Source organism: Vibrio sp. 1167 (assembly GCF_033340375.1).
In the GTDB taxonomy this organism is placed as follows: Bacteria; Pseudomonadota; Gammaproteobacteria; order Enterobacterales; family Vibrionaceae; genus Vibrio; species Vibrio alginolyticus.
Genome location: NZ_JAWOWK010000004.1, coordinates 326519 through 339183 on the forward strand (window position 1 = coordinate 326519; position 12665 = coordinate 339183).

14 protein-coding genes are annotated in these 12665 nt (G+C 45.0%); 3 read left to right on the forward strand and 11 right to left on the reverse strand.

Annotation, left to right across the window (positions count from 1 at the left end; genetic code table 11):
- Positions 1-4: 4 nt before the first annotated feature.
- A complete protein-coding gene (serB, locus tag R7Z78_RS10920; protein WP_005380142.1) occupies positions 5-985 on the reverse strand; it encodes a phosphoserine phosphatase in 981 nt (326 codons plus the stop codon).
- Between the two features lie 91 nt (positions 986-1076).
- Here serB and R7Z78_RS10925 point away from each other — a divergent pair, with 91 nt between their 5' ends.
- Positions 1077-1682, forward strand: a complete 606-nt coding sequence (locus R7Z78_RS10925; RefSeq protein ID WP_005391677.1) for a YtjB family periplasmic protein — start codon at positions 1077-1079, stop codon at positions 1680-1682.
- 95 nt (positions 1683-1777) lie between these two features.
- Here the strand turns inward: R7Z78_RS10925 and deoD are convergent, their stop codons facing one another.
- The 4 genes from deoD to deoC form a co-directional block, all read right to left on the reverse strand.
- Entirely contained in the window at positions 1778-2497 is a 720-nt protein-coding gene (gene deoD, locus R7Z78_RS10930) for a purine-nucleoside phosphorylase (protein ID WP_005380140.1), read from the reverse strand.
- A gap of 143 nt (positions 2498-2640) precedes the next feature.
- Positions 2641-3861 carry a phosphopentomutase gene (locus R7Z78_RS10935; RefSeq protein ID WP_054700480.1) on the reverse strand — a complete coding sequence of 407 codons (1221 nt, stop codon included), beginning with the start codon at positions 3859-3861 and terminating at the stop codon, positions 2641-2643.
- A 68-nt stretch (positions 3862-3929) separates the two neighbouring features.
- On the reverse strand, positions 3930-5258 hold the full coding sequence (deoA, locus tag R7Z78_RS10940) for a thymidine phosphorylase (RefSeq protein ID WP_104975558.1): 1329 nt from the start codon (positions 5256-5258) through the stop codon (positions 3930-3932).
- A gap of 97 nt (positions 5259-5355) precedes the next feature.
- On the reverse strand, positions 5356-6132 hold the full coding sequence (gene deoC / locus R7Z78_RS10945; protein WP_005380133.1) for a deoxyribose-phosphate aldolase: 777 nt from the start codon (positions 6130-6132) through the stop codon (positions 5356-5358).
- A gap of 90 nt (positions 6133-6222) precedes the next feature.
- Between deoC and R7Z78_RS10950 the strand changes: the two genes are divergently transcribed.
- Entirely contained in the window at positions 6223-6357 is a 135-nt protein-coding gene (locus tag R7Z78_RS10950; RefSeq protein ID WP_005391675.1) for a hypothetical protein, read from the forward strand.
- 358 nt (positions 6358-6715) lie between these two features.
- Here the strand turns inward: R7Z78_RS10950 and R7Z78_RS10955 are convergent, their stop codons facing one another.
- The 6 genes from R7Z78_RS10955 to R7Z78_RS10980 all read right to left on the reverse strand — a co-directional run bounded on the left by R7Z78_RS10955 (position 6716) and on the right by R7Z78_RS10980 (position 12000).
- The gene (locus R7Z78_RS10955) at positions 6716-7999 is read right to left on the reverse strand and encodes a NupC/NupG family nucleoside CNT transporter (RefSeq protein WP_005380131.1); all 1284 of its coding nucleotides are present in this window, start codon (positions 7997-7999) and stop codon (positions 6716-6718) included.
- 204 nt (positions 8000-8203) lie between these two features.
- A complete protein-coding gene (locus R7Z78_RS10960; RefSeq protein WP_005380129.1) occupies positions 8204-8977 on the reverse strand; it encodes a TatD family hydrolase in 774 nt (257 codons plus the stop codon).
- Positions 8964-9161 carry a DUF5363 family protein gene (locus R7Z78_RS10965; RefSeq protein WP_005380125.1) on the reverse strand — a complete coding sequence of 66 codons (198 nt, stop codon included), beginning with the start codon at positions 9159-9161 and terminating at the stop codon, positions 8964-8966. The genes R7Z78_RS10960 and R7Z78_RS10965 overlap by 14 nt, the downstream gene beginning before the upstream one ends.
- 94 nt (positions 9162-9255) lie before the next feature.
- Complete coding sequence (gene prfC, locus R7Z78_RS10970; RefSeq protein ID WP_005380123.1) at positions 9256-10845, reverse strand: peptide chain release factor 3; 1590 nt, start codon at positions 10843-10845, stop codon at positions 9256-9258.
- 285 nt (positions 10846-11130) lie between these two features.
- Positions 11131-11586 carry a ribosomal protein S18-alanine N-acetyltransferase gene (rimI, locus tag R7Z78_RS10975; protein WP_005380122.1) on the reverse strand — a complete coding sequence of 152 codons (456 nt, stop codon included), beginning with the start codon at positions 11584-11586 and terminating at the stop codon, positions 11131-11133.
- 12 nt (positions 11587-11598) lie between these two features.
- Entirely contained in the window at positions 11599-12000 is a 402-nt protein-coding gene (locus R7Z78_RS10980; protein WP_005380121.1) for a DNA polymerase III subunit psi, read from the reverse strand.
- Positions 12001-12159: 159 nt separating this feature from the next.
- Between R7Z78_RS10980 and R7Z78_RS10985 the strand changes: the two genes are divergently transcribed.
- Positions 12160-12606 carry a hypothetical protein gene (locus tag R7Z78_RS10985; protein WP_005380120.1) on the forward strand — a complete coding sequence of 149 codons (447 nt, stop codon included), beginning with the start codon at positions 12160-12162 and terminating at the stop codon, positions 12604-12606.
- The last annotated feature ends 59 nt before the right edge of the window (positions 12607-12665 follow it).

Consider the following 12665-nt stretch of genomic DNA (forward strand, 5'->3'; position numbering starts at 1 on the left):
ATGGTTAAGGTTTAGCTTTCCAGCTGACCTTTTGCTGCTTCACCAATGCGCCAGATAAAATACAGAGCACACCGCCTAACCCAGCAAAGCGAATCGCTGATTGCGCTTGAGCTTCCACTTTTGGTTTTGCGTGATACGCAATCCCTAATCCTGCCACCGACATCATCACAAGATCATTAGCGCCATCACCGACAGCAACCGTGTTGTGCTGCTCAATTTCATATTCATCCGCCAGTTCCACTAGAATGTCAGACTTCATCTGCGCCGTTACCACATCGCCAAGTACTTTACCCGTGAGTTTGCCGTCAATAATTTCTAATTGATTGGAGCGAGCAAAGTCTAAGTCGACTTTATCTTTGATGTAATCAGAGAAGTAAGTAAAACCACCGGAGGCAATCGCTGTTTTCCAGCCCAAGGCTTTCAACGTCGCAATTAGCGCTTCAAAGTCCGGCATGAATGGTAACTGGGAACGAACTTGTTCAAGAATTGATTCATCGGCACCTTTGAGCTTACCAACTCGCTGACGTAAACTTTGCTCAAAATCCAGCTCACCTTGCATGGCACGTTCAGTGACTTCAGCGACCTCATCCCCTACTCCTGCCAGTTTCGCGATTTCATCAATACACTCTATCTGGATCGCCGTTGAATCCATATCAAATACAATCAACCCTTGGGTTGATAGATCGGGCACTTCATTAAGCGAGGCGTAATCTAGGTTGAGACTTTGTAAGATCGTTTCATGTTGAGGAGTCAACTCTCCGGCCATCAGGGCTACTTCATATTGGCCAACTTTCCACGTTTCTAGTATTGGGTTGTAAAAGCCGGTGAAGAAATCAATGTCTTCGAAGTGACTTGGCGAAAGGTACTCAGCAAATACGATCCAGTTTGCTTTTGCTTTATCTAATTGGGAGGCAAATCGAGTCTCGGGTAATCGTTTTAAAAGTGTCGTATGTTTTCTGATAGGCAAGCTTTTTGACGCGTCCATGTATATAATCCCTTATGACTTTGCTAAAACGTTACCTCAACAAACTAAAAAGGCAAGTCTTTGTTTTATTTTAAATGGATGAGTAAAGAGCATGAGTGAATCTTTGTTCTCAGTAAGGAATGCCCTAAGAATTCTGGCACTAATCCTACTGTGTGTGATGTTGTTTATCACAATAAAAAACAGTGTTGTGATCAGTAAGGGTAATGAGAAAATTCAAGCACAACAGCTTGAAACGCTCACCAAAGTTTTGATTTCACAGGCGTCTCTTTCTGCCAGTGAGATGATTTTAACTAAAGATCAAGAACGATTACTTCAGCTAACAAACCAGCTAGCACAAGACCGTTTAGTGTTTGATGCAACAATCTACGATGCACAGGGTGTACGTTTAGCGTCTAGTGAAGAGGCATTATCGGTACGCGAAGTTCTTGGCCTGGATACGCCTTTGGCAACAGCTTCCATTGGTCGCCAGCAGTTGGTTGAACCAGTTTTTGCAGATGGTGCGCTTATCGGTTTTGTTCGCGTGACCTTTGAGACGGGCCGGGTGACGGCTATTTCTGACCACCACTATCGCAAGAGCGATCGTTATATGTACATGATGGTCTTAATGAGCTTTGTCTGTGGTATGTTGTTCATCTTGATTTTACGTCGACAACCGATACGTCGTAAAAAAGCGCCAAACCTGCTGCTAACCAAGTAACTAGGTAGCGCTAACAACTCATATAAAAACAGCCCGCAATGTGTGGGCTGTTTTTTTAGCTCTTGAGAGCGAAAAATAGAATGACTCTTCGTCGCTTACTCTTCGTCACCAAGCAATACTGAATCTAGTGCGATTAGCATCATGTCGTTGAATGTCGTTTGACGCTCGTCAGATGTAGTCTGTTCGCCAGTCTTGATATGATCAGAAACCGTACAGATTGTCAGAGCTTTTGCACCGTATTCTGCCGCAACACCGTAAATACCAGCCGCTTCCATTTCAACACCAACAATGCCGTACTTGTCCATTACATCGAACATTTCTGGATCTGGCGTGTAGAAAAGCTCTGCTGAGAATAGGTTACCAACTTTAACGTCAATACCGCGAGCTTTTGCAGCGTCTTCTGCCGCACGAACCATGTTGTAGTCTGCGATTGCCGCGAAGTCATGACCTTTAAAGCGGATACGGTTCACTTTAGAGTCAGTACATGCACCCATGCCGATCACAACATCACGCACTTTGATGTCTTCATTCACTGCGCCACAGCTGCCAACACGGATGATTTTCTTCACGCCGAAGTCTTTGATTAGTTCAGTCGCGTAAATCGAGCATGATGGGATACCCATACCGTGGCCCATTACCGATATCTTACGGCCTTTGTATGTACCTGTGTAACCAAACATATTACGAACGTCACACACTTGAACGACATCTTCAAGGAAAGTCTCTGCGATGTATTTTGCACGTAGTGGATCACCAGGCATCAGTACGACGTCTGCAAATGCACCCATTTCAGCATTGATATGTGGAGTTGCCATTTTCTTTTCCTTAACCTTTCTCTAGCGCTCCGCGCTTAAGGCGATATATGCCAGAGTATTCTCATTTCCGACAAGCAGCATTTACATACTGCAAACATAAAACTAGGAGCTATCAAGCTCCTAGTTTTCAAAAACCTAACTAATTATAGGAAGTTCTTACCGTAATCCATTGGAGAAGTACCGAAGTAACTTGCCAATGTTTGACCGATATCTGCGAATGTTTCGCGGCGGCCAAGAGAACCAGCTGGTACTTTTTGACCATAAACCAATACTGGGATGTGCTCACGAGTATGGTCAGTACCTGGCCATGTTGGGTCACAGCCGTGGTCTGCCGTTAGGATAAGCACATCGTCTTCTTCCATAATCTCTAGCACTTCGTTGATACGATCATCGAAGTACTCAAGTGCCGCTGCGTAACCCGCTACGTCACGACGGTGACCGTAAGCTGAGTCGAAGTCTACAAAGTTAGTGAATACGATCGTGTTGTCGCCCGCTTCTTTGATTTGCTCTAGCGTTGCTTCGAACAATGCAGGGATACCTGTCGCTTTCACTTTCTTAGTGATGCCGCAGTTTGCGTAGATATCAGCAATCTTACCAATAGAAACCACGTTGCCTTGCTTCTCATCAACGAGCTTCTGAAGAACCGTTGCTGATGGTGGCTCTACAGAAAGATCACGACGGTTACCTGTACGCTCAAATTGACCTTTACCAGCACCAACGAATGGGCGCGCAATAACACGACCAATGTTGTAATCTTCTAGCTCTTCACGTGCGATTTGGCAAAGCTCTAGTAGACGGTCTAGACCGAAAGTCTCTTCGTGACATGCGATTTGGAATACAGAGTCAGCAGACGTGTAGAAGATTGGTTTGCCAGTCTTCATGTGCTCTTCACCAAGATCGTCAAGAACTTGAGTACCAGACGCGTGACAGTTACCTAGGAAACCGTCAAGACCTGCACGCTCAAGAATGCGGTCAGTCAATTCTTTCGGGAAGCTGTTTGCTTTGTCAGTGAAGTAACCCCAGTCAAACAGAACAGGCACACCTGCGATTTCCCAGTGACCAGACGGCGTGTCTTTACCTGAAGAAAGCTCTGCTGCATGACCGTATGCACCAATGATTTCAGCGTCTGCGTCTAGTCCAGGTGCGAAGCGACCTGTCGATTCTTTATGCGCCATTGCCAAACCAAGTTTCGATAGATTTGGAAGGCGAAGTGCACCTTGGCGATTGTCGTTATCTGCTAAGCCTTTGTCACATTGGTCAGCGATGTGACCTAGTGTGTCTGAACCTACATCACCAAATTCTTTAGCATCGGCAGTTGCACCGATACCGAATGAGTCTAGTACTAAAATAAATGCTCTTTTCATTGCTCGTTCCTTAGGCCCACTCGGCTTTTTATTATGGTTGAGTAGGCCTTGTGTAATTACTTGTTCTATTAGATATCTTCTGCACGAATTTGGCGGTAAACCTCTGGAGTTGGTGTGTATTCACCACCTACTTTGATTGCACTGCGCAGTGCTTTTGCCGCTTCTTCCCATTGCTCTTCAGTGCGAGCGTGGATGACCGCAAGAGGTTTATCACTGTCTGCGACCTCACCTAGGCGGATGAACTCGTCGAAACCAACTGCGTAGTCGATTTCATCAGTAGCAACACGACGACCACCACCCATAGCAACCACAGCCATGCCGATAGCACGTGTATCCATTGCAGAGACAATGCCCGTTTCTGTTGCGTAAACTGGCTTAATGATTGCTGCTTTTTCTAAGTAGTTGTCGTAGTTTTCTACGAAGTCCGCAGGGCCGCCTAAACCGGCAACCATCTTGCCGAAGCACTCAGCCGCTTTGCCGTTATCCAGCACTTCCATCAGTTTTGCGCGTGCGTCTTCTGTGTTCTCAGCAAGCTTGCCAAGTACTAACATTTCAGCACATGAAGCCATGGTCACTTCAAGTAGACGAGGATTACGGTATTCACCCTTTAAGAAACGAACCGCTTCACGAACTTCTACTGCGTTACCCGCTGAAGACGCCAATACTTGGTTCATGTCCGTAAGAATTGCCGTAGTCTTAGTGCCAGCACCGTTTGCTACCGCAACGATTGATTTTGCTAGCTCTTCAGACGCTTCGTAAGTTGGCATAAATGCACCTGAACCCACTTTTACGTCCATCACTAGCGATTCCAGACCCGCCGCCAGTTTCTTAGAAAGGATCGACGCCGTAATCAGGGAGATATTGTCTACCGTTGCGGTAATATCACGAGTCGCGTAAACACGCTTATCCGCAGGAGCAAGGTCACCAGTTTGACCGATGATCGCCACACCAGCGTCTTTGGTTACTTGACCAAAAACATCGTTGCTCGGCGTAATGTTGTAACCAGGGATAGATTCAAGTTTATCCAGCGTACCGCCTGTATGACCAAGACCGCGGCCAGAGATCATAGGTACGAAACCGCCACACGCTGCCACCATTGGGCCAAGCATTAAAGAAGTTACGTCACCCACACCACCGGTTGAGTGTTTGTCGACAATTGGACCACCGAAGTTCATGTGGCTCCAGTCGATAACCATGCCCGAATCACGCATTGCACACGTTAAGGCGATGCGCTCATCCATGGTCATTTCATTAAAGAAAATCGTCATAGCAAACGCCGCAATCTGACCTTCAGATACCGTGTTGTTCGCTACGCCTTGAATAAAGAAGTTGATTTCATCGGCGGTTAGGACTTCGCCGTCACGTTTTTTACGAATGATTTCTTGTGGTAAATACATTAGTGCCTCCCAAGCTCTTTTGAGCCATGGTTGTAGTAGGATAGAAGAGGTTTGGTAGCACCCGTTTAGGTGCTACCGTTCAGACGTATTATTGGAATTAGTACGCTGTTGGATCAGCGACGTCGTCCGATACTTCTAATGTATTTAGTAGGTTGGTTAGCAGGCTAGACGCACCAAAACGGTAGTGACGAGCATCAACCCAGTTGTCACCTAGGATTTCGTCAGCCATTGCTAGGTATGCAGCTGCGTCTTCAGCAGTGCGCACACCACCTGCTGGTTTGAAACCAACAGTTTCTGCAACACCCATGTCGCGAATAACTTCAAGCATCATGCGAGCGTATTCTGGTGTTGCGTTTACTGGCACTTTACCAGTTGAAGTTTTAATGAAGTCAGCACCTGCTTCAATACAGATTTGAGATGCTTTCTTGATTAGTGCTTCTTCTTTTAGTTCACCTGTTTCGATGATCACTTTAAGAAGAATGTCACCACAAGCTTCTTTACATTGCTTAACTAGTTCGAAGCCTACTTTCTCATCACCCGCCATTAGCGCGCGGTAAGGAAAAACTACGTCAACTTCGTCTGCACCGTAAGCAACCGCCGCTTTTGTTTCAGCAACTGCGATTTCAATGTCGTCGTTACCATGTGGGAAGTTCGTTACTGTTGCAATACGAACCTCTGGCGTACCTTGCTCACGAAGTGTCTTCTTAGCAATAGGAATAAAGCGAGGGTAAATACAAATTGCAGCTGTGTTGCCTACTGCTGTTTTCGCGTCATGACATAGTGAGATCACTTTTGCATCAGTGTCATCGTCATTCAACGTAGTTAGGTCCATAAGTTTAAGTGCACGTAGCGCTGCTGCTTTTAAATCGCTCATTTCTATCTCCGATCAATATTCAAAAAATTCACTACTCAGCCTTACATCACGTCTTTAACTATAATCAACAAGTCGAGACAATGTGAGTAAATGGCTAAACAGTCTATTAATGAACGGACTTGGTTCCCTGAAGACTCGGCATATACAGCGAAAATTTATCATATGCCAATTGCTATCCTTGTCACCGCACAGTACCAGTTTGGCCTATGGCACAACAATCTATGATTGCGGTGTCTTTAATATCACATCACAAAGCAAAACGCCTATTAGATCTAATATTGCAGGGCAATTCATTTGCCCATCGATTATGTAATATTCATTACGTGATTAAGAATCAAGCTTAACCACTATCCTGTGATTAATACATTATAGAGTTTCACCGCAAAACTGTAGCACCAAATAGAGCGCAAACGGTTTGTATCTCAAAATTTCCTAGCCCCTATTCCATTGACTGCGTAATACCTCGACTAAGGCAAACACCCGATGAAATTTTGGAGCCCGAAAAACGAAAAATGCCCCGCAGCAATCTCTTGCTACAGGGCATGATGTAAAACGGCGTCTATATATTAAGAACCGATTCTAATTATAGTGCTGCAAGGCTTAAGCAGAAGCCTGCAATTGTCGCTGCCATAAGGTTAGACAACGTACCTGCAAGAACTGCTTTAACACCCATGCGAGCGATGTCACTACGACGGTTTGGTGCAAGGCTACCTAGACCACCAAGTAGAATCGCGATAGAAGAAAGGTTCGCGAAACCACATAGTGCGAATGAGATGATAGCTGTTGTCTTCTCAGACATTACTTCACCAGTTGCCGCGATTACTTGAGCGTTTTCACCTAGGTATGGTGTGAAGTTCAAGTAAGCAACGAATTCGTTCACTACGATTTTCTGACCGATGAATGAACCAGCTGTTACAGCTTCTGCCCATGGAACACCGATTAGGAATGCTAGTGGAGAGAACGCGTAACCTAGAATTAGCTCTAGTGTTAGTTCTGGCATGCCGAACCAACCACCGATGCCACCTAGCATACCGTTGATTAGCGCGATTAGACCAACGAATGCGATTAGCATTGCACCTACGTTAAGCGCAAGTTGTAGACCAGAAGCCGCACCGCCCGCAGCTGCGTCGATTACGTTAACTGGTTTGTCGTCACCGCCGTCCATCGCTTCTTCGATACTTTCGTGAGGCTGGTCAGTCTCAGGGTGAAGGATTTTAGCGAACAGTAGACCACCTGGTGCTGCCATGAATGATGCCGCAACTAGGTACTCTAGTGGAACACCCATAGATGCGTAACCAGCTAGTACACCACCAGCAACAGAAGCTAGACCACCACACATTACCGCGAATAGCTCTGATTGAGTCATTTTTGGAACGAATGGACGAACAACTAGAGGTGCCTCAGTTTGACCTACGAAAATGTTAGCTGCTGCTGACATTGATTCCGCACGCGAAGTGCCTAGCGCTTTTTGTAGTGCGCCACCAAGAATCTTGATAACCCATTGCATAACGCCAATGTAGTAAAGAACTGAAATCAGTGCAGAGAAGAAGATCAGTGTAGGAAGAACACGGAATGCGAAGATGAAACCGCCGCCGCCGAATACTTCGAACATCTTGTCAGAAACAAGACCACCGAACAGGAATGATGAACCATCGTTACCGTAGTTGATAACGTTAGAAACACCTGAAGAGAAACCGTTTAGTAGATCACGGCCCCAAGGTACATACAGAACAAATGCACCTAATGCGAATTGGATAGCGAATGCGCCACCCACAGTTCTAAAGTTGATAGCTTTTCGGTTGTTAGAAAATGCCACTGCAATCGCAAGAAGCACTACCATACCGATTAGGCTCATAAACAGGCTCATAGTTTATGACTTCCTTATAAGTTATTTATTGGCGTGTTACAAAATGGAGCTATAAAGCGGGGGCAATTATACTCATGCAGAATCAATTAAAGTAATGCCAGCCTCACACTTTCCTATAAGATTCATGATTGATTCAACCAGCTTTGTGAGTCAATTCACAATAAGCAGGAAAACGTTTTCGATTTCAAACCACATCTTTAGATTTTATTCACATATCGAGAAAGCAAAATTGCTATTTTTCCACAGTTGAGAGGCAATCGATTGCTTTCGGCCGTTATGCAACTCTACGAGCTCATTAAAGACGTGAATGAGTTTGGCTGGGTGATTTGACTCCCCTTGATATCCAAGTATAGGCATATCTGGTGCGTCTGTTTCGATTACTAGGTTTTCGAGTGGTAATTTTTGAATTGCGTCGCGTGTTTTCTTGGCTCTTGGGTAGGTAATCGTTCCTCCTACACCGATAAAAAAACCTAATTTGACCCACTCCATGGCTTGCTGATAACTCCCAGAAAAAGCGTGTAGCACACCACCTCTAGGGAGATTCGCCGCTTTCACCATTTGAATGAGGCGATTGTGCGCTTTTCGGCTATGTAAAATAACTGGGAGTTCGAAGCGTCTAGCCAGCTCAAATTGAACTTCAAGTATCTTTTCTTGCAACTGTGGATCAACATCAATGGCAAAATCTAAACCACACTCTCCTATTGCCACGCACTGCTGCCCTTTTTGATTTAGATAGCCTTCTAGCTCTGTAAGGTGCTGCTCAACGTTATCTTCAAGAAAATACGGATGAAAGCCGAGCGCATAATACAAATTGGCATGTTGCTCTGCCAAAGTTTGAATACGAGCCCAGTTTTGCGGACCGACGGAAGGAATCAAAATTCTTGCGACGCCTTGCGTTTGAGCAAGCTCAAGTTGATGTGCAAAGTCATCTTGAAACACATCAAAATCAAAGTGGCAGTGCGTATCAAAGAGCTTCATCTTGACGCTTTTTATCTGTATCTGCGGGCAGAAAATCAGAGGATGGTTGGGCTTCACTCTTCTCTTCAGTTTGATGGGCTGGGTCTTTTCGATATGGGACACAACTGCGTTTCTGATCGGGAGTTAACCCCATCTCTTTACACCAGTTGTCGTAACGCTTTAGCCCACGTTTAAACCAATTCATATCTTATCCTTATATAAAAACGCCCTTGGCTAAGTTTATAGCCAAGGGCGTTTTAAAATCTAGTTTGCGTTAAGGCTTACCCTAACCGCGCAAATTAGTGCTCACGCGTCGCACGGAAATCAACGTCAGGGAAACGCTCTTTCGCCAAGTTTAAGTTAACCATTGTTGGAGCGATATACGTTAGGTTATCACCACCATCCAATGCTAAGTTCGCTTGATTCTTGCGTTGGAACTCATCCAGTTTCTTCGCATCACCACACTCAACCCAACGAGCAGTTGCAACGTTAATGCCTTCATAAATCGCTTCAACGTTATACTCAGATTTCAAACGAGCCACAACAACATCGAACTGAAGTACACCAACGGCACCAACGATCAGATCGTTGTTCTGTAGAGGACGGAATACCTGTACCGCACCTTCTTCTGATAGCTGAACCAAACCTTTGAGAAGCTGCTTCTGCTTTAATGGATCTTTCAGGCGAATACGACGGAATAGTTCCGGAGCGAAGTTCGGAATACCAGAGAACTTCAGTGATTCACCTTGCGTAAAGGTATCACCAATCTGAATAGTGCCGTGGTTGTGTAGACCAATGATGTCACCGGCGTAAGCGTGTTCTGCACGTGCACGGTCACCAGCCATAAAGGTTACTGCATCAGAGATACTCACTTGCTTGCCAAGACGAACGTGGTTCATCTTCATACCTTGCGTGTAAGTGCCCGATACAATACGCATGAATGCGATACGGTCGCGGTGTTTTGGGTCCATATTCGCTTGGATCTTAAATACGAAACCAGAGAACTTCTCTTCAGTCGCTTCAACTTCACGTTCAACCGCTTGACGAGTTTTCGGCGCTGGAGCCCATTCAGTTAGACCGTCTAGCATATGATCCACACCAAAGTTACCTAATGCAGTACCGAAGTAAACTGGCGTCAGGTCACCTGTTAAGAACATTTCCAAATCAAACTCAGGGCAAGCACCCATGACAAGCTCAAGCTCTTCTCGAACACTTTCCGCAAGGCCTGCACCAACTTTTTCATCAAGCTCTGGGTTATCGAGACCTTTGATGATTCGAACTTCTTGAATCTCATGACCGTGACCTGATTCGTATAAAATCGTTTCATCACGGTGAATGTGGTAAACACCTTTAAACTCTTTACCACAGCCGATTGGCCATGTGATTGGCGCACACATCATGCCCAATTCGTTTTCTACTTCATCCAATACTTCCATTGGATCACGAACGTCACGGTCAAGTTTGTTCATGAAGGTTACGATTGGCGTGTCACGTAGACGTGTAACTTCCATTAGTTTACGAGTACGGTCCTCAACACCTTTCGCTGCATCGATAACCATCAGACATGAGTCAACTGCCGTTAGAGTACGGTAAGTATCTTCCGAGAAGTCTTCGTGTCCAGGCGTATCAAGTAGGTTTACCAGACAATCGTTGTAAGGGAACTGCATTACAGAAGTAGTAACCGAGATACCACGTTCCTTTTCCATTTCCATCCAGTCTGATTTTGCGTGCTGTGCGTTACCACGACCTTTAACCGTACCTGCTTTTTGGATCGCGTTTCCGAATAACAGTACTTTTTCAGTAATGGTGGTTTTACCCGCATCCGGGTGAGAAATAATAGCGAACGTTCTGCGCTTAGACACTTCGCCTAAAAAAAGGGGATTTGACATTAGTTAATCTTCTAAATTACTTTCATGCTCACAAAATAGGCAAGCATATCTACTATTCGATATTGTGCGGTATTCTCGCTTATTATCGCTGTGCTAGCAAACTGGAAAGACATGAACTGAATTTACTCGGCTCACCAGCCTTTACCTGCAACTAACAAGGGAAAGCCAGCTCCACACAAAGAGATGTAAAAATTCAAAAAATTATTATTACATATTCAAAAGCCTCGAATCCGGATACGCATTTAAAGCATAAGTGTTGATGAGGTAATTAGTAACGGCCTAAAACTAACTCAAAAATAAGTAACTCATGATAATGGCGTCTTCCTTACCATTTCCCGATTTAGCTGGGTAATAGTTGTAACGACGGTCCACTTCATTAAAACCTGCTTGCTCATAAATATGGATAGCTGGGTGATTACTTTCACGCACTTCTAACCAAGCACTCTCTGCTTTGGCTTGTTCACAGTATTCAATAAACGCGTCCAGCAATTTTTGCCCTAGCCCTCTGCCCTGTTGAGAAGGCGCTACTGCAATATTTAATAGTGTCACTTCTCCAACAATATTCTGTCCATAGAAGTAACCAACCACTTGAGAGCCTTCCAGCATCACATGATGGCAAGCACCGCGACTGGATAAGTCACGAACCAAAGATTCGGCCCAAGGGTGAGAATGTGCTTGCTGCTCGATTTGCCAAACTTGGTCGAGGTGCTCTGCACGCATCGGCGTAATTTCAATTGTCACGCATTAGCTCCGTTAAGAAGAGTACGAACAGATTTGTTGCCACAATGCGCGGCGCTGTTCGTTATTACCATCAATATCTTGTAATAGTGGCGAGGTCAGGTGCTTTGCCTTGATGCTTTGATCAGCCTCACAGCCTGCAAACCACACCCACTCTAGCTGATGTTCACCCAGCATGGATAAGCGCTCAGGCTCTAGGTGTAGCGCATCATCAAGCGTGAGCTTAATGCTTTTTAATACGCGCTCAAACATCAATGCCGTCTCGTTTTCTGGACATATTGGCGATACCAATAGGAGTTTACATGAACTTTGCAAATCCAATAATGGCGATTGATAGCCTTCCAGTCTTTCAGGGTGTACCAGCTCCCATGTGCTGATCCCCATTTCACGTAAATACTGTTTCTCGTTAATTGACATTTTCCGTCACCTATTTGAACGAGGGCAATCCTATCAAATTATCGCGATTATACCTAAAGGACTTCAAGGAACACCTGAACACAATGAGATGATTTGGATATTCCTGAACATAGCGTTTTGCCAACGGCCACACATTGGGTATGACATATGAGGTACATTATGAAATTCTTAAATACGCTACTACTTTGCACACTGGTAGCCGCCACCAGCGTGAGTGTTTTTGCTAATAACAGCGATGAGTGGGAGCTGATTGCAACGAAAACCGTTAACTTTCATACAGAAACAGATACCGTGACACCAAATAGCCTATTCCGAAACCGAAGCTTCAGTAAAATAAAACTAAAATGTGTGCAAGGAACGGTAGACATGAATGGTTTAAAAGTCGTCATGACAGATGGTAGTGAGAAAAAGCTTTCCTCTATGGGCGTACTAACAAGCGGATTGTCGACTCGTGCCTGGAGCCTTCCAGGTACAAAAGAAGCCAAGCTAAAACGGATTGAAATGACTTACAGTAGCTGGGGAAGCACAAAACTTAGCCTGCTAGGGGTAAGTAAAAAAGCGAAAATAGAGGTCTGGGGCAAAAAGAAAAGTAACCAGTCATCCTAACCTCCCTATCTCAGTTTTCAGTGAATAAGAAAGAAGCCCACTTAGTCGTGGGCTTCTTT